Source organism: Mesorhizobium sp. LNHC252B00 (assembly GCF_000502955.1).
Classification (GTDB): domain Bacteria; phylum Pseudomonadota; class Alphaproteobacteria; order Rhizobiales; family Rhizobiaceae; genus Mesorhizobium.
Map to the genome: position 1 here is coordinate 395519 of NZ_AYWO01000005.1, position 25381 is coordinate 420899.

Sequence of the window (25381 nt, forward strand, 5' to 3'; positions counted from 1 at the left end):
ACCATGCGCGTGACCACCAAGGGGCAAGTTACGATCCCCAAGCCGATAAGGGACCGTCTGGGCATCGGCCCGGGCTCCGAGGTGGAATTCGTGGCCACCGACGGGGACGTTCGGCTGGTTGCCGTCAACGAGAATATCTCCGAAGAGGAGAAGTTGCGCAGGTTCAGCGATGTCCTTGACCGGATGGATGGGACGTTGGACCTGGGAGGCATGACCACCGATCAATATATGGAGTGGTTGAGGGGGCCGCGTGAAGATCTCGACGTTGATTGACACCAATGTCCTGATCGACGTCTGGGGACCGCCCGGACCGCTGAAAAGATGGTCGGCCTGGGCGATTGCTTCCTGCCGCCGCGACGGAGCCTTGGTGGTCAACACGATCGTCTGGTCCGAGCTCGCGCCGCTGATCGCGACGGAGACGGCACTTCGAAAAGCAGTCGACATGCTCGAGATGGATCGCGAGTTCCTGCCTTGGGAGGCGGCTTTCCTTGCAGGCGTCACGCATTCCCGCTATCGCCGGGCCAGCGGCGTTCGGGAAAGAACCTCGCCTGATTTCTTCATTGGCGCCCATGCGACCGTTGCAGGACATCGTCTTTTGACACGCGACGCGGCCCGTTATCGCAGGTACTTTCCCGACCTCGACATCATCTGTCCGGAAACGCACCCAAGAGGGGCCTATCTTCCATGAAAGATCTGGCATGATCGGCAAGCTCAAGGGCACGCTGGACGAGATCGATGAGGATCATTGCCTCGTCGACATCCATGGCGTCGGCTATGTCGCCTATTGCTCGGCGCGCACGCTGGCCGCGCTGCCTTCGCCCGGCGAAGCTGTGGTGCTGTTCATCGAAACCTATGTGCGCGAGGACATGCTGCGGCTCTACGGCTTTCAGTCGGTGCTGGAGCGCGAATGGTTCCGGCTCTTGATGAACAATGTACCGGGCGTCGGCGCCAAGGTGGCACTGGCTATCCTGTCAACGCTGGCGCCGGCGGATCTCGCCAATGCGATTGCGCTGCGCGACATCGCCATGGTTTCTCGCGCGCCGGGCGTCGGCAAGAAGGTGGCCGAGCGCATCGTCACCGAGTTGAAGAACAAGGCGCCGGCCTATGCCGGGTCCGCTTCGGGGACCATCGGCCTGAAGCAGGAGCTCGGCGACGGCGTGGCATCCGCGCCGATTGCCGACGCCGTCTCGGCACTGGTCAATCTCGGCTATTCGCGCGACACCGCGGCCAACGCGGTCGCGGCGGCGCTGAAGACGGCGGGCGAGCATGCGGATGCGCCGAGGCTGATCCGTTTCGGGTTGAAGGAACTGGCGCGGTGACATGGTTGTGGAAAAGAAAAATCCGGCTATCATATGATTGGTAAGAGATTTCTTAGAAAGTAAGAAAATGGGCGCTTACGCCAGTCTGACCTCGAAGGGTCAGCTTACAATTCCAAAAGATGTCCGGGACGCGTTGTCACTCAAAACGGGTGACATGATCGCCTGGACGGTCATGGATGGCTATCTGATTGGAACGCCGCGCAATCTCGACTTTGCAGACCTCGCCGGATTTCTGGGCGATCCGCCCGGCGGTCCGGCGTCACTAGAAGAAATCGACCTCGCGGTGCGGGATGCCGTTGGCAGGCATGTTGTCGGCGGCGGGTCGCAAGGCGGACGAGAGGGCGACGAGTGACGTCGATCGGCATTGATACGAACGTTCTGCTTCGAATGGTGCTGAACGATGATGCAGAGCAGCGGGTGAAGGCCCTCGCATTCGGCGAAGGCCTCAGCGCCGGTGCTCCCGGCTTCGTCAGTTTGATCGTGCTGGTGGAATTCAGCTGGTCGTTGATTTCGCGCTATAGGCTACCGAAAGAGCAGATGCAGGCGGCAATCCAGAGACTGTTGAAGATCAAGACACTGTTGTTCGAAGATTTCGATGCCATCGTGGTTGCGCTCGAAAGATCGAATTCGCCGCAGGTGGACTTTGCCGATGCATTGATCGCCGAGCACAATCGAAATCTGGGTTGCTCGCATACAGTCACGTTCGATCAGCGGGCCGCCAAATCCATTGCCAGTATGGAACTGCTCGCATGAGCCTGTCGCCCCGACTGATTGCGCCCGAAAAACGCGGCGAGGATGCCGAGCAGACCTTGCGGCCGCAGACGCTCGACGATTTCGTCGGCCAGGCAGCGGTGCGGGCCAATCTGAAGGTGTTCGTCGAGGCCGCCAAGGGCCGCAACGAAGCGCTCGACCATGTGCTGTTCGTCGGGCCGCCGGGCCTTGGCAAGACGACGCTGGCGCAGATCATGGCACGCGAACTCGGCGTCAATTTCCGCTCGACCTCCGGCCCGGTCATCGCCAAGGCCGGCGATCTCGCGGCACTGCTGACCAATCTCGAAGAAGGCGATGTGCTGTTCATCGACGAGATCCATCGCCTGAGCCCGGCGGTGGAGGAGATCCTCTACCCGGCGATGGAGGATTTCCAGCTCGACCTGATCATCGGCGAAGGACCGGCGGCGCGCTCGGTCAAGATCGACCTCGCGCGCTTCACCCTGGTCGCCGCCACCACGCGGCTCGGCCTGCTCACCAATCCGCTGCGCGATCGTTTCGGCATTCCGGTGCGGCTCAATTTCTACACCGTCGAGGAGCTGGAGCAGATCGTGCGTCGCGGCGCCCGCATCCTGCAGATGGCGCTCGGCGACGATGGCGCGCTGGAGATCGCGCGGCGCGCGCGCGGCACGCCACGCATCGCCGGGAGGCTGCTGCGCCGCGTGCGCGATTTCGCCTCGGTCGCCGGCGATGGTCATGTCAACCGGCAGATCGCCGACGAGGCGTTGACCCGGCTGGAAGTCGACGCGCTCGGCCTAGATGCGCTCGACCGCCGCTATCTGTCGATGATCGCCCGCAATTTCGGTGGCGGGCCGGTCGGCATCGAGACGATCGCCGCCGGCCTGTCCGAGCCGCGCGACGCCATCGAGGACATCATCGAGCCCTATCTGATCCAGCAGGGTTTCATCCAGCGCACGCCGCGCGGCCGAATGCTGACGGCCAATGCCTGGCGTCATCTCGGCCTGGATGCGCCGAAGGACCTGGCGCAGCAGCAGATCAACCTGTTCCAGGAAGAGTAGTTTTCCGAGAAGGCCGCTGCCCGGCCTGACGGCACCGAAGCCACCAGCACTAGCAACGCCGCCGACAAGGTCTTGATCATCGCCGTCAACAGTGCCATCCGATGCTATGTCCCGCGAGGAACAGGTGCCTCGTCGGGACTGAAAAAGGAAGCGCAATGGGCGATCATGGTGATTCGGCTCCGCTGCTGGCCGGACTTTCCGGCGCGCTGACGACGTTCGGCCACCGGCTGATGGCGCGGGTCTATTATGCCGACACCGATTTCTCGGGTGTCGTCTATCATGCGCGCTATCTCGAATTCTTCGAACGCGGCCGCTCCGACTATCTGAGACTCACCGGCGTGCATCACACCGAGCTTGCCGACGGCAAGCATGGCGAAAGAATTGTCTGGGTGGTGCGGCGCATGGAGATCGATTTTCGCGGCCCCGCCCGCATCGACGACATCCTGACGGTCGACACAAGCACCGAGGACATTTCCGGCGCGCGCATCTTCATGGCGCAGCAGCTCAAGCGCGGCGACGACGTGCTGGTGGAGGCCAAGGTCGAGGCGGCGATCATTGGCGAGAATGGCCGGCCAAGACGCTTTCCCAGGGAATGGGTGGCGGCGTTCATGCCCAAGGCCGCCGCCGACTAGCCCCGTTGCGATCAATTTGGCATGGCTTGCGCGTTGCCCCCTGGGCGTGGCAATGCGCCGCGCCTTATGTACTAACCCATCCTTAACCATAACGGTTCATGAAGAGATTGGTGAAGATTGGCGTGATCGTGCGCCTTCCTTTCACCAATATTTGCCCCGAAAAGGCCGCTAACGGCACAGATTGGGGTTGTTCCGGTAGCTTCGTGCGAACCGACCACAAGGGATGCCAGGGGCCAGCCACCAGCTTCGCCCGGAAATCTTAAGGACGTAACGATGGAAAATATCGCACTCGCCGACCCGGGCGCGCAATTGTCGATTTGGGCGCTGTTCAGCCAGGCCAGCTGGGTGGTCAAGCTGGTCATGATCGGCTTGCTCTGCGCTTCGGTCTGGACCTGGGCGATCATCGTCGACAAGCTGGTTTCCTACGCCCGCATGCGGCTGGCGCTCAACCGGTTCGAGCAGGTGTTCTGGTCGGGGCAATCGCTCGAAGAGCTTTACCGGACGCTTGCCGACCGCAAGACCACCGGCATGGGCGCCATTTTCGTGGCTGCGATGCGCGAGTGGAAGAAGAGCTTCGAGAAGGGCGCGAAAACGCCACTCGGGCTGCAGACCCGCATCGACAAAGCGATGGATCTGGCGCTGACCCGCGAAATGGAAAAGCTGGAGGGTCGCCTCGGCTTCCTCGCCACAACCGGCTCGGCGGCACCCTTCATCGGCCTGTTCGGCACCGTCATCGGCATCATGACGTCGTTCCAGGCGATTGCCGGTTCCAAGAATACCAGTCTCGCGGTGGTTGCGCCCGGCATTGCCGAAGCGCTGCTGGCGACAGCCATTGGCCTGCTCGCCGCCATCCCCGCCGTCATTGCCTACAACAAGCTGTCGTCGGACGCGAGCAAGATAGCGGTGCGCATGGAAGGGTTCTCCGACGAGTTCTCCGCCATACTCTCGCGCCAAATCGATGAAAAAGTGGCCCCCAAGGCCTGAGGAGTAGCAGATGGGTATGTCCATGGGCATGGGAGGACGCGGCGGGCGCGGCCACAGGCGGCGCGGCCGTCACCATGCACTGATGTCCGAGATCAACGTCACGCCGATGGTCGACGTGATGCTGGTGCTGCTGATCATCTTCATGGTCGCCGCACCGATGCTGACGGTCGGCGTGCCGATCGACCTGCCGGACACGCAAGCCAAGGCGATGAATGCCGACACGCAGCCGATCACCGTCTCGATCAACGCCGCCGGCCAGATATTCCTCCAGGAAACCGAGATCCCGATCGAGGAACTCGTGGCCAAGCTGCAGGCGATCTCGAAGACCGGCTATGAAGAGCGCATCTTCATCCGTGGCGACAAGTCCACCGACTATGGCACGGCGATGAAGGTGATGGCCCGCATTTCGGCTGCCGGCTACAAGAACATCGGCCTCGTTTCGTTGCAGGAACAGGATCAGTAGACAAGAAGATGAAGACCGGCCTCACCACATCGGTGATCTTGCATGCTGCGGCGCTGACCTTCGGCCTGTTCACACTGACGGCGCCGGCCGCGCTCCCGTCCTCCGATGTCGAGTCGGTGGCGGTCGATATCGTGCCGATGGAAGCCATCGCGCAGACGCTGCAGGGCGACAAGAAGGCCGTGATGCATGAAAAGCCGGCACCGGTGCCGACCCAGCGCCCGGACGTCGTTCCCGATGAGCAGAAGGTGGGCGAAAACAGCGTCGATACAGACAAGCCGATAACGCCAGAAGCCAAGCCCAAGCCCGTCGACATGACCTCGGCTCCGCCGCCGGCGCCGACCCCGATCGAGAAGCCGAAGCCCGAGGACGTGCCGAAGCCGCAGGAAAAGCCCAAGCCTACGCCGGCAACGGAAGTGGCGCCGGCGCCGACGCCCAAGGAAGAGGTCAAGCCCGAGCCGGTCAAGCAAGTCGATCCCAAGCCAACACCGGTCAAGCCGGCGCCGACCCCGCCGCCGCAGGACAAGACAGCGGCCATCGATCCGACGCCCGAGGTCAAGCCGGATGCCGTCGCTGAAGCCATAGCGCAGGAGCCGCCCGCCGAAGCGACGCAACTGCCCGACTCGGCGCCCGCGCCGGAGGCCCGGCCGAAGCCGCAACCGGCACAGGCCGAAAGCGCCAAGGCGCCGGACCGCAAGGATGCCGACAAGCCGGTCAAGGAGGCCTCGTCGAAGCCGAAGTCCGACGACAAGCAATTCAACGCCGACGAGATTTCCGCTCTCCTCGACAAGCAGAAGCCATCCGGCGGCGGCGCCAAGCGCTCGACGCAGCAGGCGTCGCTCGGCGGCGACAAGGATCAGGGCCAGAAGCTTTCCAGGTCGGAAATGGGCGCCCTGGAAAGCCAGCTCGGCGGCTGCTGGACCCTTCCCGCGGGCCTTGAAGGTTCCGAGAATTTCGTCGTCGTGGTGCGGTTCAACCTGGATGCCTCCGGCAAGCTGGACGGACGACCGGCCGTCGAAAAGTCGAGCGGAAGTCGTCAGTTCGACGAAAGCGCCGTCCGCGCGGTGCAAAAATGCGATGTCACCGGCCTGCAGGTTCCCGCGGGCAAGCAGGACATCTGGGCGGACGTCCGCGTCACCTTCGATCCTAGGGAGATGCTGGGTCTCTAGGGCCCGAGTATCCGAAAATCAGTACGAGAAGCGAGAAGACATGAAATCAATCCTCAAGCCGCTCCTGATGGTCGCAGCAATGGCGATGGGCATGACCGCGGCGGGCACGTTGCCGGCGCTGGCGCTCGTCGAGCTCAACGTCAACAAGGGCAATGTCGAGCCGCTGCCGATCGCCATCACCGACTTCCAGGGCGGCGATGCGCTTGGCGCGCAGATCTCGCAGATCGTCACCGCCGACCTGAAGCGTTCGGGGCTGTTTGCGCCGATCGACAAGAGCGCCTTTATCGAGAAGATCACCAACCCGGATGCAGCGCCGCGCTTCGATGACTGGAAGGTCATCAACGCGCAGGCTCTGGTCACCGGCAGCGTCAGCAAGGAAGCCGACGGCCGTATCCGTGCCCAATACCGGCTTTGGGACACCTTTGCCGGCCAGCAGATGTCCGGCGAGCAGTTCTTCGCCAACGATGCCAATCAGCGGCGTGTCGCCCACATCATCGCCGACGCCATCTATGAGCGGCTGACCGGCGAAAAAGGCTATTTCGACACACGCGTTGTCTTCATCGACGAATCCGGCGCCAAGAACGCGCGCAAGAAACGCCTCGCCATCATGGACCAGGACGGCGCCAACATCCGCTATCTCTCGGATGGCAAGTCGATCGTGCTGACGCCGCGTTTCTCGCCGAACCGGCAAGAAATCACCTACATGTCCTATGAGAGCGGCCAGCCGCGGGTCTACCTGCTGCAGATCGAGACCGGCCAGCGCGAACTGGTCGGAAATTTCCCCGGCATGACTTTTGCGCCGCGCTTTTCGCCCGACGGCCAGAAGGTGATCATGAGCCTGCTGCGCGACGACGGCAATTCCAACATCTTCGCCATGGATCTGCGCAGCCGCTCGACGACTCGGTTGACCAATTCGACCGCCATCGACACCTCCCCCTCCTATTCGCCGGACGGCAGCCAGGTGGTGTTCACCTCCGATCGCGGCGGCCGTGCACAGATCTACGTGATGGGCGCCGATGGCTCGGGCCAGAACCGCATCTCGTTTGGCGACGGCGTCTATTCGACGCCTGTATGGTCGCCGCGCGGCGATCTCATCGCCTTTACCAAGCAGACCGGTGGCGAATTCCAGATCGGCGTCATGAAGACCGATGGCTCCGGCGAGCGCATCCTGTCCTCCGGCTTCCAGCAGGAGGGACCGACCTGGGCGCCGAACGGCCGCGTGCTGATGTTCTTCCGCGACTCCGCCGGCGGGCCCAAGCTTGTGTCGGTCGATCTTACCGGCCGCAACGAGCAGTCGATCCCGACCACGAACTTCGCTTCGGACCCAGCCTGGTCGCCGCTGCTCGAGTAAGAGGCGAATTGGAGAAATGACGAATTGAAGAATCGAAGATGGAGAAACCGGCGAATTATATTAAGCGTGCGAAGGATCTAGAAGTTTATAAGCGCGCTTATGCGGTTTCTCTTGACGTACATAAAGCTACGCTCGCTTTCCCGAAGATTGAGCAATACGCTTTGGCCGATCAGTTGCGTCGTTCCAGCAAGGGAATCTGCGCCAATCTGGCTGAGGGATTTGCCAAGCAGACACACTCCAGACCGGAATTCGCACGGTTCGTTTCGATGGCGATGGGCTCGTGCAGCGAAGCGGAGACGTGGATATCTTACGCGTTCGATCTGGAATACATCAGCCGAGCGCAATGCGACGAGTGGCTGCAAGCATATGCGCATGTCCACGGCATGCTGATCAATCTGAGAGAAAAGCTGAAGTGAATTGTCCCGACGGGGTTCGTCATTTCATCAATTCCTCAGCTCTTCAATTCCCCTTTTTTCCATCACCTCGTCGCGTTTTGGCCGCATTTCCGCCTAGGGTCCGCGCCAACTGTGACCACGGACAAAGAGGTTGCGGACGGCAGCCTAAACCAAATTTTAACCGTGTTTCTTGAATGCCGGTTAACCCAAACGTGGTTACTGGGTGATCAACGAAATCACTCGAAATGCGAAGGAGAGGCGGCATGGGCCGTATCGCAGCACTTACCAGAAACCCAGTCATGATCGCGCTGGTGGCGATGCTCGCCATTGCCGGTTGCGCCTCGAAGAAGACGCCGAACAACGCGGCTGATCTTGGCCTCAACGGCGCCGGCGCGGCAACTCCCGGATCGGCGCAGGACTTTACCGTCAATATCGGCGACCGCATCTTCTTCGATACGGACTCGACCTCGATCCGTGCCGATGCGCAAACGACGCTGGCTCGCCAGGCACAGTGGCTTAACCAGTACAAGCAGTATGCTATCGTCATCGAAGGCCATGCCGACGAACGCGGCACGCGTGAATACAATCTGGCGCTCGGCGCCCGCCGCGCTGCCGCCACCCGCGACTTCCTCGTCGCCAAGGGCGTCTCGGCCAGCCGTCTGAAGACCATTTCCTACGGCAAGGAACGTCCGGTCGCGGTGTGCGACGACATCTCCTGCTGGTCGCAGAACCGCCGTGCGGTCACCACGCTCAGCGGCACCGGTTCCTGAGGCGGCGTGCAGCCGGTCGCGCGTCAAAAGAACGCGCGGCGTACAGCGGTAAAAATGCAACATACCTATGCGAAAGGCGGCCTCCGGGCCGCCTTTTTCATATCCGGATGTCGGAAACAAAATTTGGCCGAAGTCTCGGCTCCTGCTATGAGCCGAAGGCGCTTGGCTGGTCCCATTCTGATTGGAAGGCGCGAACAAGCTAACGAAATCACGGCGAGAGGCACATGCATTTGAGATCGGTTTTGAGCGGCACGCTTGCGCTGCTGCTTCTATCAGGCGTCACCGCCTCGGCTAGCGGCCCCGGGGCGAACGGCTCAGGGCAATCCAGCGAAAGCGGCTTTTCCTTCCACCTGCCCAGCATCGAACTGCCCGGCATTTTCGGTCAAAAGAAAAAGCCGGACCAGGTTCAGATGGTGCAGTCCGATCCTGCCGCCGTCACCAGCGTGGAAGAGCAGCTGCGGCAGATGAACGGCAAGATCGAGGAACTTAATTTCCAGGTCCTGCAAATGCAGGAACAGATCCGCAAGCAGCAGGAAGACAACGAATTCCGCTTCCAGCAGCTTGAAGGCGGTGGCACGCAAGGCGGACAGCCGCCGGCACAGAAGAAATCCGATGCCACCACCGGCAGCGACACCAACGTGGCAGCGGCCCCGGCAACGCAGCCGCCTGCCGCGCCCGGCAACAACCAGTCAGCAGGCGGCAAAACGGTCGAGGACGTCATCGTCGAGTCTCCCGATGGCGACCCTGGCAAGGTTATTCCCGGTACGGGAGCGCCTGAAAAGACCTTCGGAACCATCACCGTCGACAAGAACGGCAATGTCGTTGATGCCGGCGGCAACACTCAGTCGACCACGCCTGCGCAGGATACCGCGCCAGCCACCGGCGCGCCGGCCAAGACCGGCAAATCCGATACGGTGATCGCGGCATTGCCCGCCACCAACGACCCTGAGGAGCTCTACCGCAACTCCTACCAGTTCATCCTCTCAGGCGATTACGGCACCGCCGAACAGGGTTTCCGCGACCACATCGCCCGTTTCCCCAAGGATGCGAAGGCGGCGGACGCGCATTACTGGCTGGGCGAGTCGCTGCTCGGCCAGCAGAAATACCGTGACGCTGCGGAGACTTTCCTTGCCGCCAGCAAGGACTACCCCAAGGCCAAAAAGGCTCCCGACATGCTGCTGAAGCTCGGCGTGTCGCTGGTCGGCCTCAAGCAGCATGATGTGGCCTGTGCCACCTTCAGCGAAATAGGCAAGCGCTACCCCGACGTTTCCGGTGCGCTCAAAGAACGCATCAAGCAGGAGAAAGCCCTGGCTGCGTGCTGATCCTTTTCACGCATGTCGTTGCCCCGGAACCGGGACCAACCCTAAGGTGACATGCATTGATGGTCGACACCGAGGCTGATCTTTCGACCAGAATTTTTTCGCATACCGATTTTACCAGCGGCGCTGTTGCGGCCGTGTCCGGCGGCAGCGACTCGACCGCCCTGCTCATCCTTCTCAAACACCATCTCGACCGCATGGCGCCGGCGACGAAGCTGCTGGCGGTGACGATCGACCACGATTTGCGGGCCGGTTCAGCGGTGGAAGCGCAAGTGGTGGCGAAGCTTTGCGCGACATACGGAATTTCACACCGCATCCTGACCTGGTCGGGCCCCAAGCCTTCGACCGGTCTGCCCGCGGCGGCGCGTGAGGCGCGCTACCGGCTGCTGGCCGAGGCGGCGCAAGCGGAAGGCCTCGGCCTGATCCTCACCGGCCATACCGCCGACGACCAGGCAGAGACGGTGCTTATGCGGCAAGCGCGCCAGGAAGGGTTGGCCCAGGACGCGGGCCGCGGGCTTGCCGGCATGGCGCCGGCCACCTTGTATGACTGGCGCAGTTGGATCGTGCGGCCGCTCCTCGGGTTGCGGCGCGCGGCATTACGCGACGTCCTGCGGCGTCAAAATATCGGCTGGGCCGACGACCCGACCAATGCCGACAAGGCTTTCGAGCGGCCACGGATGCGTGCAACCCTTGCCGACGGCAACGGCGCGCGGCGCATCGACGACGCACTGGCATTGGCCGCGCATGAGGGCCGTGCGCGCAGTCAACTCGGCCTCGCCGCCGCAAGCCTGATCCACGATTTCGCGACCCATCAGGTCACGGGCCTCATTCGTCTCGATCCTCACTTGTTGAGCGCAGCCGACGATCGGGCAGCCGTTTATGCGCTCCGCATTCTCTTGGCCACCATCGGCGGGATGGACTTCCTGCCGGATCAGACGCGTAGCGAGGCACTGTTGGGTCGGCTGAAGGCGGGATTTCTTTGCGCCACATTGTCGCGGACGGTTGTCGATTTCCGGCGCGCAGGCATCTTCCTCCGCCGCGAGGCGCGCGGCTTGCCCGCTGCCACCGCCGCCAGCGACGAAACCCTCTGGGATGGCCGGCGGCATATCACATTAAACGACGGCAGCGGCACATTGTTGATTGCCCCGTTCGGCGCAGCAGCGGCGAAGCGGCTGGCCATTGGTGAAGGAAAGGCCCCGCCGAGCCTGATGCGCGCCGCGCTCGCCGCCGAGCCGGCGTTGTGGCAGGCCGGTGAATGCCTTGATTTGTCTGAACATGATAGGGTGTCCACGACAGTTGAAGTGCGGCCGGTCGTTGCACCCTTTGCCCGCTTCCTGCCGTCCTTCGATCTGGCGCCGGCGCGTGCCGTTGCCGGGCTGATTGGCGCGCCGAAGCTGCCCGCCCTGCCTTTCAGCGGCCACAGTGCCGGTTGATGATAGGGCGAAAGCTTAACCCAGACATGCTGTTATGCTTGGCAAGGGGAGGCGCTCTCCCTATGTTAGGCGCAAGTTTCCTCTCACGACGTGTGTCCGCCCTGCGGATGCCAACGGGACAATTGATGAATCCGAATTATCGCAACCTCGCGCTTTGGGCGATCATAGCGGTCCTGCTCATAGCGCTGTTCAATCTGTTCCAGACGCCGCAGACGCGAGGGGCTTCCAGCGATGTACCTTATTCGCAGTTCCTGCAGGATGTCGCGGCGGGCCGGGTCAAGACGGTGACCATCGCCGGCGCTCGTATCAGCGGCACTTACACCGACAATTCCAGCGGCTTCCAGACCTATTCGCCCGGCGATCCATCGCTGGTCTCGCGACTGCAGGACAAGAACGTCACCATCAACGCGCGGCCTGAGAGTGACGGTTCCAATTCGCTGTTCGGCTACCTGATCTCATGGCTGCCGATGATCCTCATCCTCGGCGTCTGGATATTCTTCATGCGCCAGATGCAGTCCGGGTCCGGGCGCGCCATGGGCTTCGGCAAGTCGAAGGCCAAGCTGCTCACCGAGGCGCATGGCCGGGTCACCTTCCAGGATGTCGCCGGCGTCGATGAAGCCAAGGAAGATCTGGAAGAGATCGTCGAATTCCTGCGCGATCCGCAGAAGTTCCAGCGGCTCGGCGGCAAGATCCCGCGCGGAGTGCTGCTCGTCGGCCCTCCGGGAACCGGTAAGACGCTACTTGCCCGTTCGGTTGCCGGCGAAGCCAATGTGCCGTTCTTCACCATTTCCGGTTCGGACTTCGTTGAGATGTTCGTCGGCGTCGGCGCAAGCCGCGTGCGCGACATGTTCGACCAGGCCAAGAAGAACGCGCCCTGCATCATCTTCATCGACGAAATCGATGCCGTCGGCCGCCATCGCGGTGCCGGTCTCGGTGGCGGCAATGACGAACGCGAGCAGACGCTGAACCAGCTGCTGGTCGAGATGGATGGTTTCGAATCCAACGAAAGCATCATCCTGATCGCCGCTACCAACCGGCCCGACGTGCTCGACCCGGCGCTGCTCAGGCCGGGCCGCTTCGACCGCCAGGTCGTGGTGCCGAATCCCGACATCGTCGGCCGCGAAAAGATCCTGAAGGTGCATGTGCGCAACGTGCCGCTGGCGCCCAATGTCGATCTCAAAGTCGTCGCTCGCGGCACGCCCGGCTTCTCCGGTGCCGATCTGATGAACCTCGTCAACGAATCGGCCCTGATGGCGGCGCGGCGCAACAAGCGCCTTGTCACCATGGCCGAGTTCGAGGACGCCAAGGACAAGATCATGATGGGCGCCGAGCGTCGCTCGTCGGCGATGACCCAGGCCGAGAAGGAGCTGACCGCCTATCACGAGGCCGGCCACGCCATCCTGGCGCTCAACGTGCCGTCGGCCGACCCGCTGCACAAGGCGACCATCATCCCGCGCGGCCGCGCGCTCGGCATGGTCATGCAGTTGCCGGAGGGTGACCGCTATTCGATGAGCTACAAATACATGATCTCGCGCCTTGCCATCATGATGGGTGGCCGTGTCGCCGAGGAGTTCAAGTTCGGCAAGGAAAACATCACCTCGGGCGCCTCCTCCGACATCGAGCAGGCGACCAAGCTGGCGCGAGCCATGGTCACGCGCTGGGGCTTTTCCGACAAGCTCGGCCATGTCGCCTATGGCGACAACCAGGAGGAAGTGTTCCTTGGCCATTCGGTGGCGCGCACGCAGAACGTCTCGGAAGAGACCGCGCAGATCATCGACGCCGAAGTGCGCCGCCTGATCGACGAGGCCTATTCCACGGCGAAATCCATCCTGACCAAGAAGAAGAAGGAATGGATCGCGCTGGCGCAAGGGCTGCTCGAGTACGAGACCCTGTCCGGCGACGAGATCAAGCAATTGATCGCGGGGCAGAAGCCTTCACGCGACCTCGGCGACGACACGCCGCCGAGCCGTGGCTCGGCCGTGCCGAAGTCCGGCGGCCGGCGCAAGAAGGGCCCCGAGCCCGAAGGCGGAATGGAACCGCAGCCGTCAAGCTGAGTTCGACAAGAGATGATTTAGAGACGCCGCGGCATGGTCCGCGGCGTTTTTGTTTGGAGACTTTGCTGCCCGTCTGCCTTAGCTTAAGACGGGCCAAGCCGGCGACCCCACTCATCTGCCTGCCGGCATCTTCTCCCGGCATAGTGACGGGCAGAAGGGCCCCGCCTTCCTGCGATTTCGCCAATCACACCTGCGTTGCCAGGATGGCGCCGGCGTCGCGGTCAGCTACTTTCTCCCCGTCACCACGTCACTATACGGGGAGAAATGCCCGGCAGGGCAATGAGGGGCGGCACCAAACGAGCGCGAATGGCGTGCCCGGCATTTGACAAAGACAGGCCCGCGAACCTTGCGGTTCGCGGGCCTGTCTTTCAGATATTTTTGTCGTTCAGCCCTTCAGCTTTGCGTTGCACAGGCTGTAGAAGCCGCCGCCCTTCTGGATCCACTTGAGGCCGCCAAGCGCGTTGGTGTCCTTGAGGGCATAGTACTGGTCGAGGCAAGTATGCATGCGGCCCTTGCCTGGGGTCTCGCTGGTATATTTCGGCGAGATCGCGGACGGGAAAGTGACGCCCTTGGGCGCAACCGTGGTCGGCTTCGCCGGCTCTTTGGTGTAGCTCGCCTCGTCGGCGGCCGGCACGGTGTCGTCATCGGACGCGCTGGCGCCGCATTCGGTCTTGCGGAAGTCGTTCCACTTCATGCCTTTCAGCGTATCGGCCGTCTTGGCAGCCTGATACTTCGTACTGCATTCGGCCATGCTCAGACCTTTGCCGCTAGTATCGGCGGGAGCCGCGGCAGCCTTGGTGGTTGCCGGCTTGGCGGCGGCCGATGCACCGGCGGCGCATTCGGACTTGCGGAAATCGTTCCACTTCATGCCGTTCAGCGTGCCGGCAGCCTTCGCCGCCTGGTACTTGGCGCTGCATTCCTTCGCCGTCAGACCCTTGGCCGTGCTGTCCTCGGCCGCAGCGGCTGCCTTGGCCGGCTTCGTCTCGGCAGCCTTCCTGGTGTCGGCAGCTTTCTTGGTGTCGGCTGCCTTCGTGTCGGTTGCTTTGGTTTCGGTTGCCTTGGTGTCGGTCTTGGCCGCGGCGTCGGTGCCGCATTGGGCCTTGCGGAACTGGTTCCAGGTCGCCCCGGCGAGTGTTCCGGCATCCTTGGCGGCGTTGTATTTCGTGCTGCACTCGGCCATCGTCAGTGCGTTGGCGGGCGCGGCCAGAAACAAGGTCGCGACGGCGAGGCCGGTCAAAGTGGCAAGTCGGTGGATGAGCATAGCGTTTCTCCGTTGCAGCAGCCCATGTTACGTCCCGGCGAATCAATAACGCTCAACGGTCGGTTGCGCCAGATGCTAAGTAGCGTATATATCGCCTAAAGCTGGGCTTTGCCGATAAGGTGATGAAATCGTTGTCCGTTGCCCGCTTCAGAGCAAGATTTTCCAGGTTCATCTGCGCTGAAAGGCTTGCATGACTGGTATATTGGAGCATGGCTGTTTCAGCATGTTAGGTTGCAGCCGTGTTGTGTGCAGTGCACAACAAGAATTTTCTAAGGATTGGTAACATATAATCACACAATGTGATCATGGCGCCCCGGCCAATTGTGGCATGACGTGCCGGGGAAGAAACGTTGAGGAATCGGGCTACCATGGCAGGGAATTATTTCGGCACGGACGGCATTCGCGGGCGCGCCAACAAGTTTCCGATGACCGCGGAAATCGCGATGCGGGTCGGCATGGCCGCCGGCCTCTCCTTCCAGCGCGGCAGCCACCGTCATCGCGTCGTGCTCGGCAAGGACACCAGGCTTTCCGGCTATATGATCGAGAATGCCATGGTCGCCGGTCTGTGTGCCGCCGGCATGGACGTGTTCCTGCTCGGCCCAATCCCGACTCCGGCGGTCGCCATGCTGGTGCGGTCGCTGCGCGCCGATATCGGCGTCATGATCTCGGCTTCGCACAATCCCTACTATGACAACGGCATCAAGCTGTTCGGACCCGACGGGTACAAGCTCTCCGACGAGATCGAGGAGCGCATCGAGAGCATGCTCGACAAGGACATAGAACTGGCGCTCGCCGATTCCGACGGGCTTGGCCGCGCCAAGCGCGTCGACGGCGTGCATGATCGCTATATCGAATTCGCCAAGCGCACCTTGCCGCGCTCGATGTCACTCTCCGGGCTCAGGATCGTCGTCGATTGCGCCAATGGCGCGGCCTACAAGGTGGCGCCCGAGGCGCTGTGGGAACTGGGCGCCGAAGTCGTCGCCATCAATGTCGAGCCCAACGGCTTCAACATCAACAAGGAATGTGGCTCGACCCATCCCGCCGGCCTGCAGAAGAAGGTGCACGAAGTGCGCGCCGACATCGGCATCGCCCTCGACGGCGATGCCGACCGGGTCGTCATCGTCGATGAGAACGGGGCGATCGTCGACGGTGACCAGATCATGGCACTGATTGCTGAATCCTGGCATCAGAGCGGGCGGCTTGCCGGCGGCGGCGTCGTTTCGACGGTCATGTCCAATCTCGGGCTCGAGCGCTTCCTCGGCGACATGAAGCTGCAATTGCACCGCACCAAGGTCGGCGACCGTTATGTCGTCGAGCATATGCGCGCGCACGGGCTGAATGTCGGCGGCGAACAATCCGGCCATATCGTGCTGTCGGACTTCTCGACCACCGGCGACGGCCTGGTTTCGGCGCTGCAGGTACTGGCCTGCATCAAGCGGCAGGGGCGGCCGGTCAGCGAACTGTCGAAGAAGTTCGAACCGGTGCCGCAGCTTCTGAAGAACGTCCATATTTCCGGCGGCAAGCCGCTCGAGCAAGCGCCGGTCAAGGCAGCCATCGAGGATGCCCGTACCCGCCTCGGCAAGGCTGGGCGGCTGGTTATCCGACCCTCCGGCACCGAGCCGCTGATCCGCGTCATGGCCGAGGGCGACGACCCGCAATTGGTCGAGTCCGTCGTCAATGGCATCGTTGAGGTTATCTCCGAAACGCGCAGCGCAGCTTAATCACAAGCCCGCCCGCGAGGGTGCCGCACTCATATCTTCGCCAGCTCAAGCCCGCCCTTCCGGCGGGCTTTTTTGGTCGGTCCGGCGGTCGATCCCGACATCCTGAAAACCGCTCAACGATCCCTCGAAGTGTCGGGATTCGTGGTTAAGCAACAGGGTTAAACGCCTTTTAACCTTTGCACTTCATTATCCACGACTGAAAAGCAATTGCATTCGGACCGATGGCCGTTCCGAACTTCTCAGGGGTGACATGCATGTTCAATACAGCCAGAAAGGTCCTGCTCGCCTTACTGTTCGCAGGTCTGGCAGGACCACTGTTCGCGGCCGACCTGCCGGAACCGGTGGTCGAGGAGGCTCCGCCTCCGACCGTCTACGAGCAGCCGGTCGAAGTCGGCGGCTGGTACATTCGCGGCGACATCGACTATCACAAGTCGACCGTGCGCGGCATCGACTACATGACCTACACCGTCGATCCCTGTAACTGTACGGTCATTCCCGGCAGCAAGAGTTTCGACTTCGGCAAGCTCAAGGGCGGTTTCTCGCTCGGTGCCGGCGTCGGCTACAAGATCAACGACCATTTCCGTACCGATCTGACGGCCGACTACTGGTTCAAGTCGAACTTCAACGGCGGCACATCGGATATCAACGGAACATCGACCGAAGTGTCGAAAATGAGCGCCTTGCTGCTGCTGGCCAACGCCTATGTCGATCTCGGCACCTATAGTGGCCTCACGCCTTACGTCGGCGCCGGCATCGGCGGTGCGCGCGTCAAGTGGGATACTGTCTATGACCCGAACACCACCGAGACCAACCCGGGAGCGTCCAACTGGCGCTTCGCCTACGCTCTGATGGCCGGCGCTTCCTACTGCCTGACCGACAAGATCATCCTCGACGCGGGCTATCGCTTCAGCCACATCCAGGGCGGCCGAATGTTCGAATGGGATGTCAGCAGCTCCGGCCCCGGCTTCGATCGCGGCATCAACACACACGAGGTTCGCGGTGGCCTGCGCTACCAGTTCGGTGGCAGCAACGGTTGCGCAGCGCCGGTCGTGGCCTACCAGCCCGAACCCGAGCCGATCTACACCAAGTAACACCGGCATTACCTGAAATTCTCGTGAGCCGCCCGGCACCAGCCGGGCGGCTTTCGTTTGAGCCCTATGTAATGAAAGCTCGGCCGAAATGAATTCGCTAACGCTCTGTTAGCCTTAACCGGCACTTAACCACTATGGTTAACAATGCTCCCTGAAACGATGGCTGCCGTTGCTATTGCCAGCGGGCCAAATTCGGGAGTCGGGGACCATGAGAATCATTTCGCGTGCGGCGCTGGCGCTTGGCGCCTTAGCCTTCTTGCCGCTGGCGACCTTGCATGCTGCCGACTACAATCCGCCGATCTATGTCGACCAGGCGCCCGACTATGTGCCGGTCGAGGTCGGCTCCGGCTGGTATTTGCGCGGCGATATCGGTTACGCCTTCAGTCATCCGTTCAAACATGAGGAAACATCGAGCGGTCCGCTCGACAGTTTTACTGATGAGAGCAGCCTTTTCACGGGCAGCATCGGTATGGGCTATCATGTTAACGACTATCTCAGGGTCGAGCTGAACGGCGGGATTCTACCAACCGACAAATTCGGCGAGCACGCGAAGCTCGCCGCCACCTGCGACGGTCATACGCTCGAGGCCGACGGATTTGGAAATATCAATTCCGTTCCGGTCTCACAGGCATGCGATCTCTCCGACAACGCCTCCAACAAAGGCTACAGCATCATGGCCAACGGCTATGTGGATCTGGGCACTTACGTTGGGCTCACTCCCTATATCGGCGGTGGCATTGGTCTTGCTTACAACAAATATTTCAGAAGCATAGGCGCACGCGACTGCGTGGAAACACCGACCAATTCCGGCGGCACCGGCGGGTTTTTCTGCGACGATCCCGCCGGCTATGAAGGTCAGACCGACAGCGAGGGCAAATTCAACCTAGCCTACTCGATCGGTGCAGGACTTTCCTATCAGGTCACCAAAAACGTTTCTGTTGATCTCGGCTACGAATATTTCTCAGTGCCGAGCGCAAAATACGTCGCCTTTGATGGCGGTGCCTTCAATATCCGCAAGGGTATCGACTACCAGACGGTCAAGCTCGGGCTGCGTTACGACCTCTGGTAGGTGCTACGCATAAGAAGAACAGGACGGGCGGATCCTCGGGTCCGCCGCTCCCGGTTTTGCGCCATGACATTTTCGTACAGATCGCCGGTATCCTGCCCGCGACAAAAACTTTCCTCTTGACGCCCGAGGCCTGAACGCATATCGCCGTCCGTGGGCCACCCCTCCCCAACGAGGGGCCACTATCTGGAAGGATAGACCACGATGACGACGCATGCGAAGCCCGGACTGCGTCCGGCAAACCCTAATTTTTCCTCAGGTCCCTGCGCGAAGCGCCCCGGCTGGTCAGTCGAGGCCCTGAAAACTGCAGCGCTCGGCCGTTCCCATCGCGCCAAAATCGGCAAGGCCAAGCTCGAACAGTCGATTTCGCTGACGCGGGAAATTCTCCAGGTCCCGGCGGACTACCGCATCGGCATCGTGCCGGCATCGGACACCGGCGCGGTCGAGATGGCGCTGTGGTCGCTGCTCGGCGAGCGCGGCGTCGACATGGTCGCCTGGGAGAGCTTTGGCTCCGGCTGGGTCACCGACGTGGTCAAGCAATTGAAGCTCGCCGACGTGCGCAAGATCGAAGCCGGCTACGGCGAACTGCCCGACCTCACGAAGATCGATTTCGACCGCGATGTGGTCTTCACCTGGAACGGCACCACGTCCGGCGTGCGCGTGCCGAACGGCGATTTCATCCCTGCGGATCGCCAGGGCCTGACCATCTGCGACGCGACTTCGGCTGCCTTCGCACGGAGGCTCGACTTTGAAAAACTCGATGTCGTCACCTTCTCCTGGCAGAAGGTGCTGGGCGGCGAGGGCGCGCACGGCATGCTCATCCTGTCGCCCCGCGCCGTCGAGCGGCTGGAAACGTACAAGCCTTCATGGCCGCTGCCGAAAATCTTCCGCCTGACCTCGGGCGGCAAGCTGATCGAGGGCATTTTCAAGGGCGAGACCATCAACACCCCCTCGATGCTGTGCGTCGAGGACTATCTCGATGCGCTCAACTGGGCGAAGTCGATTGGGGGCCTCGACGCGCTGATCGCCAGGGCGGACGCCAATGCGGCTGTCCTCGATCGATTTGTCGCCAAGTCCGCGTGGCTCGGTCATCTCGCCGTCCAACCGGCGACGCGGTCGAACACGTCCGTGTGTCTGTCCTTCACCGATCCGGATGTGTCCGCGCTCGATGCCGATGGGCAAGCGGCTTTCGCCAAGGGACTGGTTTCGGTGCTCGACAAGGAAGGGGTCGCCTACGACATCGGCGCCTATCGCGACGCACCGCCCGGCCTGCGCATCTGGTGCGGCGCGACCGTCGAGACGTCGGATCTCGAAGCATTGCTGCCTTGGCTCGACTGGGCCTTCGCTGCGCAGAAGGCGTCGCTGAAAGCGGCGGCCTGAGATTGTCAGTGGCGGCCTTCGGCCGCCCATATCCCAACAATCCATCTCAAGGAGGCCGCTATGGCGCCCCGCGTTCTCGTCTCAGACAAACTCTCTCCCACAGCCGTGCAGATCTTCAAGGATCGCGGCGTCGAGGTCGACTATCTGCCCGATCTCGGCAAGGACAAGGAAAAGCTGCTCGAAGTGATCGGCCAATATGATGGCCTCGCCATCCGCTCGGCGACCAAGGTCACCGAAAAGTTGATCAATGCCGCCACGAAGCTCAAAGTCGTCGGCCGCGCCGGCATCGGCGTCGACAATGTCGACATCCCGGCGGCGAGCCGCAAGGGCATCATCGTGATGAACACGCCCTTCGGCAATTCGATCACGACAGCCGAACATGCGGTGGCGATGATCTTCGCGCTTGCCCGCCAGATCCCGGAAGCCAACGCTTCGACCCATGCCGGCAAATGGGAGAAGAACCGCTTCATGGGCGTTGAGATCACCGGCAAGACGCTGGGCGTCATCGGCTGCGGCAACATCGGCTCGATCGTCGCGACGCGCGGCGTCGGCCTGAAGATGCATGTCGTCGCCTTCGACCCGTTCCTGTCGGACAAACGCGCCGAGGAACTCGGCGTCGAGAAGGTCGAACTGGACGAGCTTTTCGCCCGCGCCGACTTCATCACGCTGCACACGCCGCTGACCGACAAGACGCGCAACATCATCGACGCCGCGGCAATCGCCAAGATGAAGAACGGCGTACGCATCATCAACTGCGCCCGCGGCGGGCTGATCGTCGAGGCCGACCTGGTGGCGGCGCTGAAGAGCGGCAAGGTGGCAGGCGCAGGCGTCGACGTGTTCGAGGTCGAGCCGGCCGAGCAGAACGCGTTGTTCGGCATGGAGAATGTGGTGGCGACGCCGCACCTCGGCGCCTCGACGGCGGAAGCGCAAGAGAATGTCGCGCTGCAGGTCGCCGAGCAGATGGCCGACTATCTGATCAAGGGTGCCGTCTCCAATGCCATCAACATGCCGTCGATCACCGCCGAGGAAGCCCCACGACTGAAGCCCTTCGTCAAGCTTGCCGAAGTGCTCGGCGCCTTTGTCGGCCAGGTCACCGAAGACCCGATCACGGAGGTCGAGATCCTGTTCGACGGCTCGACGGCGACAATGAACACCCGCGCGCTGATCAGTGCCGCGCTTGCCGGGCTGATCCGGCCGCAGGTCTCCGACGTCAACATGGTGTCGGCGCCGATCATGGTGAAGGAGCGCGGCATCATCGTTGCCGAGGTCAAGCGCGACAAGTCGGGCGTGTTCGACGGCTACATCAAGCTGACGGTAACGACCGAGCACAAGACGCGCTCGATCGCCGGCACCTGCTTCTCCGACGGCAAGCCGCGTTTCATCCAGATCAAGGGCATCAATCTCGATGCCGAGGTCGGCCAGCATATGCTCTACACGACCAATGCCGACGCGCCGGGCATCGTCGGCCTGCTAGGCACCGTCTGCGGCGAGAACGGCGTCAACATCGCCAACTTCCAGCTTGGCCGCAACCGGCCGGGAGGCGATGCCATCGCGCTGCTCTATCTCGACGCGCCGTTCCCGGAGGCCGTCCTGGAAAAGGTCAGGAAGCACAAGTCGATCGACTCGGCCAAACGGCTGCAGTTCGACATCAACGCCGTGTGATCCCGGACTTGCCGTGGAAGATCGAAAGGCGCGGCCTGGTCCGCGCCTTTGTTCAGCGTGTCCTGGCTGATGGCAGGTTTGCTGCCTTGCGCCCGCTGTATTCGGCAAGCCCGATGCCGCCCAGCACGAGCGCCAGCGCCAATGCCTGATAGAACTGGAACGTCTCGCCGACGATCAGCACCGACAGCAGCGTGCCGAAGATCGGCACCAGATTGATGAACAGGCCGGCGCGGTTGGCGCCGATCAGTTCGTTGCCCCTGATGTAGAAGATCTGCGAGATCACCGAGGCGCCGATCGCGGTATAGACGATCACCGCCCAGCCGCGCGCGTCGGGCACGATAACCTTGCCGGCAGCGACCTCCCACAGGAAGAAGGGCACCGAGGTAACGAGAGCGGCAACCGACAGGGCGAGCATCAGGCTCTGCCAATGCATCACCGGTTTCAACCGCAGCCCGACCGAATAGCCGCTGTAGAGAAACACGGCGACCAGCATGATGGCGTCGCCGAAATTGAGCTCCAGCGTCAACAGCCGGCGCGGGTCGCCGTGGCAGGCGGTCAGGATCACGCCGGCGATGGTCAGAATGACGCCGACAATCTGCGCCCAGTTCACGCGCAGGCGGAAGAAGATAAAATTGGCTGTCATGATCAGGATCGGCATCGCCGCCTGTTCGATCGAGACGTTGATCGCCGTCGTATAGTTGAGCGCCGTGTAGAAGATGGTGTTGAACAGAGTGAAACCGCTGGCACCGAGGGCCGCAAGGAGGATCCAGTGCTTGCGCACCACAGGCCAGTCCTTGCGTATCGTCTTCCAGCCGATCGGCAGCATGATCGCCGCGGCCAGCACCCAGCGCAGGAAGACCAGCGTCATCGGCGAGACGTGATCGACTGCCAGCTTGCCTGCCACCGAGTTGCCGCCCCACAGCAAGGTGGTGAGCAGCAGGACTATGTAGGCGCTTCGATGCATGGTGGGATTCCGGCCGCGGGCCGCGGTGTTTGTCGGCCTATTGCCCCCGTGCGTCCAAGTAAATGATGTTAAGCCCGAAAATTGTTATGCCTGAGGGCATTTTCGGCGGCAAAGAAAGGTCGCGCTCGCGAGGTCTTGACGTTATAGAGGCCTGTCGTTTCGAACCATATTCAAGCCGCTTGGCGGCGTCTCAAGGGAAAAGAAACATGGCCAATGTGGTGGTCGTCGGCTCGCAATGGGGCGATGAAGGCAAGGGCAAGATCGTCGACTGGCTGTCGGAGCGCGCCGATGTCGTGGTGCGTTTTCAGGGCGGCCACAATGCCGGCCACACGCTGGTCGTCGACGGCAAGGTCTACAAACTGTCGTTGCTTCCGTCGGGCGTCGTGCGCCAGGGCAAGCTGTCCATCATCGGCAATGGCGTCGTTTTCGACCCGCACGCTTTCGTCGCCGAAGTGGCCAAGCTCAAGGCGCAAGGTGTCGAGGTGACGCCGGACCGCCTGAAAATAGCCGAAAACACAGCGCTTATCCTGTCGCTGCACCGAGAACTGGACGGATTCCGCGAGGACGCAGCTTCCAATTCCGGAACGAAGATTGGCACGACCCGTCGTGGCATCGGCCCTGCCTATGAGGACAAGGTGGGCCGGCGCGCGGTCAGGGTGATGGATTTGGCGGATTTGGAAACGCTACCCTTGAAGGTCGACAGGCTGCTGACGCACCACAATGCGCTGCGTCGTGGGCTTGGCCATGCCGAAGTCACGCATGACGCCATCATGCAGGAATTGACCTCGGTCGGGCACGAGATCCTGCCCTATATGGACCGGGTCTGGAAAATCCTCGACGACAAGCGCCGGGCTGGCGAGCGCATCCTGTTCGAGGGCGCGCAAGGCACGCTGCTCGATATCGACCATGGTACCTATCCGTTCGTCACCTCGTCGAACACGGTCGCAGGACAGGCCGCCGCCGGCTCCGGCGTCGGCCCGGGCGCCATCGGCTATGTGCTCGGCATCACCAAGGCTTACACGACGCGCGTCGGCGAAGGTCCGTTCCCGACCGAGCAGAGGAACGAGGTCGGCGAATTCCTCGGCACGCGCGGCCACGAATTCGGCGTCGTCACCGGCCGCAAGCGACGCTGCGGCTGGTTCGACGCCGTGCTGGTGCGCCAGGCCGTCGCCGTCAACGGCATCAAGGGCATCGCGCTGACCAAGCTCGACGTGCTCGACGGGCTGGACGAGATCAAGGTCTGCACCGGCTACCGGCTCGATGGTGAGATGATCGACTATCTGCCGGCCAGCCAGGGCGCGCAGGCGCGTGTCGAACCGGTCTATGAGACGCTGGAGGGCTGGAAAGGCACCACCGCCGGCGCGCGCAGCTGGAACGATCTGCCGGCCCAGGCGGTCAAATATGTTCGCTACATCGAGGAGCTGATCGGTGCCCCGGTCGCGCTCCTTTCCACCAGCCCGGAACGGGACGACACGATACTTGTGACCGATCCGTTTCAAGACTAGTTTCTCAGCCTTTCCGGGCATAGCGGCTGATTTGCGGGGGCCGGCGCGGAAACAAAATACAGGTCGACTGAAGCATGGCAGATTTCGTTTTTGTTCTGAAGAAAGCGATAGACGGTCTCGGCGATCCGTCGCCAGAGATGCGGGCGAAGGTCTACGAAAAGGCCCGCTCTACGATCGCAGCGAAGATTGCCCAGCGCGATCCGCCGCTTTCGCCGGAGGATGTCGCAAAGCAGAAACGCGGTCTGGAAGATGCCATAGCGAACGTCGAGCGGGACTATGCCAAGAGCGTGCCGGAGACCGACCCGCTCGCGGAACTGGAACATATCTTTTCCTCGATCGATCGCAACAAGAACCAGCCAAGCCACACGCGGCAACCGGCCAAGGCGGTGCCGGCCTGGCCGGCACCGCCTGCGGCCAAGCCTGAACCTTATCAACCCGCGCCGCCACCTGCCTCCAAGGTCGAGCCAAGCTGGCAAAGGCCAACGCCGGCGCCTGCCCAGCCGGCTCGCGCCGATACGCCCCTTCCAGCTATGGACGCTGAGGAGGCCGACGACGGTGTCGATGTGTTTTCCAGCAACGAAGAGCCGGCGTCGGACACTTTCCAGCGCCTGCGCCCGGCGGAGCGTAAGCGCAGCTATGGCGGGCTGATCGCCGCCGCCGTCGCGCTTCTGGTCATCGCCGGTGGCGGCTACGGCATCTGGCTGAACAAGGACGCCTTCGGCAAGATGCTCGGGCTCGACGGCACCAAGGTCGCGACAAAGACCGAACCCGTGAAGCCGGCACCTGCCAAGCCGGCAACCACCGCCGCGGCGCCGGCGCCAGCACCAGCGCCCGCAGTTGGCGGCACGGAAGCTGAAAGCACGAAATTCACCCAACGGCTGACGCCGCAAGGCAGTGAAGTCGACCCGGGCCCGGCCGGCGGACAAAGCGGCATCGGCGAAGGCGAATCGGTCGCTGCGCTGACCACGCCGCCCTCGGCGACCAACGCGCCGCCGATTTCCGCACCGGCCGCCGGCACTCCTCCCGCGGCTACGCCTCCGGCGGCAGGTGCCGCCCCA

24 protein-coding genes and 1 pseudogene are annotated in these 25381 nt (G+C 62.4%); 23 read left to right on the forward strand and 2 right to left on the reverse strand.

The features are described 5' to 3' along the window. Nucleotides 1-3: 3 nt before the first annotated feature. From X744_RS159625 to ftsH, 16 genes are all read left to right on the forward strand, one after another. Nucleotides 4-273 carry an AbrB/MazE/SpoVT family DNA-binding domain-containing protein gene (locus tag X744_RS159625; protein WP_023758644.1) on the forward strand — a complete coding sequence of 90 codons (270 nt, stop codon included), beginning with the start codon at nucleotides 4-6 and terminating at the stop codon, nucleotides 271-273. Continuing rightward, on the forward strand, nucleotides 251-688 hold the full coding sequence (locus tag X744_RS159620; RefSeq protein WP_023758645.1) for a type II toxin-antitoxin system VapC family toxin: 438 nt from the start codon (nucleotides 251-253) through the stop codon (nucleotides 686-688). The genes X744_RS159625 and X744_RS159620 overlap by 23 nt, the downstream gene beginning before the upstream one ends. Nucleotides 689-698: 10 nt before the next feature. Further along, nucleotides 699-1319: a Holliday junction branch migration protein RuvA gene (gene ruvA, locus X744_RS159615; protein WP_023758646.1), complete on the forward strand. Its 621-nt coding sequence runs from the start codon at nucleotides 699-701 to the stop codon at nucleotides 1317-1319. A 67-nt stretch (nucleotides 1320-1386) separates the two neighbouring features. Further along, nucleotides 1387-1671: an AbrB/MazE/SpoVT family DNA-binding domain-containing protein gene (locus X744_RS159610; protein WP_023758647.1), complete on the forward strand. Its 285-nt coding sequence runs from the start codon at nucleotides 1387-1389 to the stop codon at nucleotides 1669-1671. Then, a complete protein-coding gene (locus X744_RS159605; protein ID WP_050589510.1) occupies nucleotides 1668-2072 on the forward strand; it encodes a type II toxin-antitoxin system VapC family toxin in 405 nt (134 codons plus the stop codon). The genes X744_RS159610 and X744_RS159605 overlap by 4 nt, the downstream gene beginning before the upstream one ends. Next, nucleotides 2069-3106, forward strand: a complete 1038-nt coding sequence (ruvB, locus tag X744_RS159600) for a Holliday junction branch migration DNA helicase RuvB (protein WP_023758649.1) — start codon at nucleotides 2069-2071, stop codon at nucleotides 3104-3106. The genes X744_RS159605 and ruvB overlap by 4 nt, the downstream gene beginning before the upstream one ends. Before the next feature lie 155 nt (nucleotides 3107-3261). Continuing rightward, nucleotides 3262-3738, forward strand: coding sequence for a tol-pal system-associated acyl-CoA thioesterase (gene ybgC / locus X744_RS159595; RefSeq protein ID WP_023758650.1), 477 nt, complete (start codon nucleotides 3262-3264; stop codon nucleotides 3736-3738). Nucleotides 3739-4011: 273 nt separating this feature from the next. Beyond that, nucleotides 4012-4722 (forward strand): protein TolQ, encoded by a 711-nt coding sequence (gene tolQ, locus X744_RS159590; RefSeq protein ID WP_023758651.1) that lies wholly within the window; start codon nucleotides 4012-4014, stop codon nucleotides 4720-4722. 10 nt (nucleotides 4723-4732) lie between these two features. After that, nucleotides 4733-5185, forward strand: a complete 453-nt coding sequence (gene tolR / locus X744_RS159585) for a protein TolR (protein ID WP_023758652.1) — start codon at nucleotides 4733-4735, stop codon at nucleotides 5183-5185. An 8-nt stretch (nucleotides 5186-5193) separates the two neighbouring features. After that, nucleotides 5194-6351 carry a TonB family protein gene (locus X744_RS159580; protein WP_023758653.1) on the forward strand — a complete coding sequence of 386 codons (1158 nt, stop codon included), beginning with the start codon at nucleotides 5194-5196 and terminating at the stop codon, nucleotides 6349-6351. Between the two features lie 40 nt (nucleotides 6352-6391). After that, the gene (gene tolB / locus X744_RS159575) at nucleotides 6392-7702 is read left to right on the forward strand and encodes a Tol-Pal system beta propeller repeat protein TolB (RefSeq protein ID WP_023758654.1); all 1311 of its coding nucleotides are present in this window, start codon (nucleotides 6392-6394) and stop codon (nucleotides 7700-7702) included. Nucleotides 7703-7740: 38 nt separating this feature from the next. After that, the gene (locus tag X744_RS20340; RefSeq protein WP_023758655.1) at nucleotides 7741-8118 is read left to right on the forward strand and encodes a four helix bundle protein; all 378 of its coding nucleotides are present in this window, start codon (nucleotides 7741-7743) and stop codon (nucleotides 8116-8118) included. Between the two features lie 242 nt (nucleotides 8119-8360). After that, complete coding sequence (gene pal / locus X744_RS159570) at nucleotides 8361-8867, forward strand: peptidoglycan-associated lipoprotein Pal (protein WP_023758656.1); 507 nt, start codon at nucleotides 8361-8363, stop codon at nucleotides 8865-8867. A 224-nt stretch (nucleotides 8868-9091) separates the two neighbouring features. Next, the gene (gene ybgF, locus X744_RS159565; RefSeq protein WP_023758657.1) at nucleotides 9092-10189 is read left to right on the forward strand and encodes a tol-pal system protein YbgF; all 1098 of its coding nucleotides are present in this window, start codon (nucleotides 9092-9094) and stop codon (nucleotides 10187-10189) included. 59 nt (nucleotides 10190-10248) lie between these two features. Beyond that, the gene (tilS, locus tag X744_RS159560; protein ID WP_023758658.1) at nucleotides 10249-11619 is read left to right on the forward strand and encodes a tRNA lysidine(34) synthetase TilS; all 1371 of its coding nucleotides are present in this window, start codon (nucleotides 10249-10251) and stop codon (nucleotides 11617-11619) included. Nucleotides 11620-11744: 125 nt separating this feature from the next. Further along, nucleotides 11745-13673, forward strand: a complete 1929-nt coding sequence (gene ftsH / locus X744_RS159555; protein WP_023758659.1) for an ATP-dependent zinc metalloprotease FtsH — start codon at nucleotides 11745-11747, stop codon at nucleotides 13671-13673. Nucleotides 13674-14058: 385 nt separating this feature from the next. Here ftsH and X744_RS159550 read toward each other — a convergent pair whose 3' ends face one another. Continuing rightward, nucleotides 14059-14934, reverse strand: a complete 876-nt coding sequence (locus tag X744_RS159550; RefSeq protein WP_023758660.1) for a hypothetical protein — start codon at nucleotides 14932-14934, stop codon at nucleotides 14059-14061. 368 nt (nucleotides 14935-15302) lie between these two features. On the opposite strand from X744_RS159550, the gene glmM reads away from it, so the two are divergent. The 5 genes from glmM to serA all read left to right on the forward strand — a co-directional run bounded on the left by glmM (nucleotide 15303) and on the right by serA (nucleotide 21854). Next, a complete protein-coding gene (gene glmM / locus X744_RS159545) occupies nucleotides 15303-16655 on the forward strand; it encodes a phosphoglucosamine mutase (RefSeq protein ID WP_023758661.1) in 1353 nt (450 codons plus the stop codon). A 254-nt stretch (nucleotides 16656-16909) separates the two neighbouring features. Beyond that, nucleotides 16910-17746: an outer membrane protein gene (locus tag X744_RS159540; RefSeq protein WP_023758662.1), complete on the forward strand. Its 837-nt coding sequence runs from the start codon at nucleotides 16910-16912 to the stop codon at nucleotides 17744-17746. Between the two features lie 169 nt (nucleotides 17747-17915). Further along, entirely contained in the window at nucleotides 17916-18815 is a 900-nt protein-coding gene (locus tag X744_RS159535; protein ID WP_348626154.1) for an outer membrane protein, read from the forward strand. A 201-nt stretch (nucleotides 18816-19016) separates the two neighbouring features. Further along, nucleotides 19017-20192 carry a phosphoserine transaminase gene (locus tag X744_RS159530; RefSeq protein WP_023758664.1) on the forward strand — a complete coding sequence of 392 codons (1176 nt, stop codon included), beginning with the start codon at nucleotides 19017-19019 and terminating at the stop codon, nucleotides 20190-20192. Between the two features lie 60 nt (nucleotides 20193-20252). Further along, complete coding sequence (serA, locus tag X744_RS159525) at nucleotides 20253-21854, forward strand: phosphoglycerate dehydrogenase (protein ID WP_023758665.1); 1602 nt, start codon at nucleotides 20253-20255, stop codon at nucleotides 21852-21854. Nucleotides 21855-21906: 52 nt separating this feature from the next. On the opposite strand, the gene X744_RS159520 is transcribed toward serA, so the two are convergent. Then, nucleotides 21907-22818, reverse strand: a complete 912-nt coding sequence (locus X744_RS159520; RefSeq protein WP_023758666.1) for a DMT family transporter — start codon at nucleotides 22816-22818, stop codon at nucleotides 21907-21909. Between the two features lie 206 nt (nucleotides 22819-23024). Here X744_RS159520 and X744_RS159515 point away from each other — a divergent pair, with 206 nt between their 5' ends. Both X744_RS159515 and X744_RS159510 read left to right on the forward strand, forming a co-directional pair. Beyond that, on the forward strand, nucleotides 23025-24323 hold the full coding sequence (locus X744_RS159515) for an adenylosuccinate synthase (RefSeq protein ID WP_023758667.1): 1299 nt from the start codon (nucleotides 23025-23027) through the stop codon (nucleotides 24321-24323). Nucleotides 24324-24397: 74 nt separating this feature from the next. After that, nucleotides 24398-25381: pseudogene (locus tag X744_RS159510) on the forward strand (hypothetical protein); the annotation flags it as partial.

Coding starts and splice junctions, on each gene's coding strand:
- X744_RS159625 (WP_023758644.1), top strand. CDS start 4: ATGCGCGTGACCACCAAGGGGCAAGTTACGATCCCCAAGCCGATAAGG.
- ruvA (WP_023758646.1), top strand. CDS start 699: ATGATCGGCAAGCTCAAGGGCACGCTGGACGAGATCGATGAGGATCAT.
- X744_RS159610 (WP_023758647.1), top strand. CDS start 1,387: ATGGGCGCTTACGCCAGTCTGACCTCGAAGGGTCAGCTTACAATTCCA.
- ruvB (WP_023758649.1), top strand. CDS start 2,069: ATGAGCCTGTCGCCCCGACTGATTGCGCCCGAAAAACGCGGCGAGGAT.
- ybgC (WP_023758650.1), top strand. CDS start 3,262: ATGGGCGATCATGGTGATTCGGCTCCGCTGCTGGCCGGACTTTCCGGC.
- tolQ (WP_023758651.1), top strand. CDS start 4,012: ATGGAAAATATCGCACTCGCCGACCCGGGCGCGCAATTGTCGATTTGG.
- tolR (WP_023758652.1), top strand. CDS start 4,733: ATGGGTATGTCCATGGGCATGGGAGGACGCGGCGGGCGCGGCCACAGG.
- X744_RS159580 (WP_023758653.1), top strand. CDS start 5,194: ATGAAGACCGGCCTCACCACATCGGTGATCTTGCATGCTGCGGCGCTG.
- tolB (WP_023758654.1), top strand. CDS start 6,392: ATGAAATCAATCCTCAAGCCGCTCCTGATGGTCGCAGCAATGGCGATG.
- X744_RS20340 (WP_023758655.1), top strand. CDS start 7,741: ATGGAGAAACCGGCGAATTATATTAAGCGTGCGAAGGATCTAGAAGTT.
- pal (WP_023758656.1), top strand. CDS start 8,361: ATGGGCCGTATCGCAGCACTTACCAGAAACCCAGTCATGATCGCGCTG.
- ybgF (WP_023758657.1), top strand. CDS start 9,092: ATGCATTTGAGATCGGTTTTGAGCGGCACGCTTGCGCTGCTGCTTCTA.
- tilS (WP_023758658.1), top strand. CDS start 10,249: ATGGTCGACACCGAGGCTGATCTTTCGACCAGAATTTTTTCGCATACC.
- ftsH (WP_023758659.1), top strand. CDS start 11,745: ATGAATCCGAATTATCGCAACCTCGCGCTTTGGGCGATCATAGCGGTC.
- X744_RS159550 (WP_023758660.1), bottom strand. CDS start 14,934: ATGCTCATCCACCGACTTGCCACTTTGACCGGCCTCGCCGTCGCGACC.
- glmM (WP_023758661.1), top strand. CDS start 15,303: ATGGCAGGGAATTATTTCGGCACGGACGGCATTCGCGGGCGCGCCAAC.
- X744_RS159540 (WP_023758662.1), top strand. CDS start 16,910: ATGTTCAATACAGCCAGAAAGGTCCTGCTCGCCTTACTGTTCGCAGGT.
- X744_RS159530 (WP_023758664.1), top strand. CDS start 19,017: ATGACGACGCATGCGAAGCCCGGACTGCGTCCGGCAAACCCTAATTTT.
- serA (WP_023758665.1), top strand. CDS start 20,253: ATGGCGCCCCGCGTTCTCGTCTCAGACAAACTCTCTCCCACAGCCGTG.
- X744_RS159520 (WP_023758666.1), bottom strand. CDS start 22,818: ATGCATCGAAGCGCCTACATAGTCCTGCTGCTCACCACCTTGCTGTGG.
- X744_RS159515 (WP_023758667.1), top strand. CDS start 23,025: ATGGCCAATGTGGTGGTCGTCGGCTCGCAATGGGGCGATGAAGGCAAG.